Source organism: Mesorhizobium sp. M1A.F.Ca.ET.072.01.1.1 (assembly GCF_004023325.1).
Lineage (GTDB): Bacteria > Pseudomonadota > Alphaproteobacteria > Rhizobiales > Rhizobiaceae > Mesorhizobium.
In genome coordinates this window covers 1-390 of record NZ_RZSF01000800.1, presented here as the reverse complement: position 1 = coordinate 390, position 390 = coordinate 1, and the positions used below count along the sequence as shown (strand labels likewise).

Sequence of the window (390 nt, the reverse complement as noted above, 5' to 3'; positions counted from 1 at the left end):
GCTCTGACGATTGCCAGTTTCTGCTCGGGCATGATCCGCGCGAACACCGTTGCGGTCTTCACGCGCGCCGACAGGGCTGCGTCATCCTGCGCCTTGAGCTCTTCGCCGGTGACGACATCGTTGAAGTCGAGCCCGGCCCCGCGGGCGCTAGCTCTGGCTGTCGCGGGATAGTCCCCGGTGATCATGATCACTCTGATGCCGGCGGAGCGGCAATTGCTCACCGCGTCCGGAACCTCCGCTCGCAGAGGATCGGCAAGCCCGACGAGACCCAAGAATTCAAATTCGAATTCAGTCTGCTTGTCCGGCAGTTGATCGCCAGCATGGCTGGAACGCGCGACGCCCAAGACGCGCAGTCCTTCCGTGGCCATGGCGTCCACAACATCCTTGAGC

The 390-nt window shown here is 63.1% G+C and carries 1 protein-coding gene; it reads right to left on the bottom strand.

All coding sequences use genetic code 11. From position 1 onward, the window contains the following. On the bottom strand, window positions 1–390 hold a 390-nt coding region (locus tag EOA32_RS38110), incomplete at both ends, for an HAD family hydrolase (protein ID WP_128374356.1).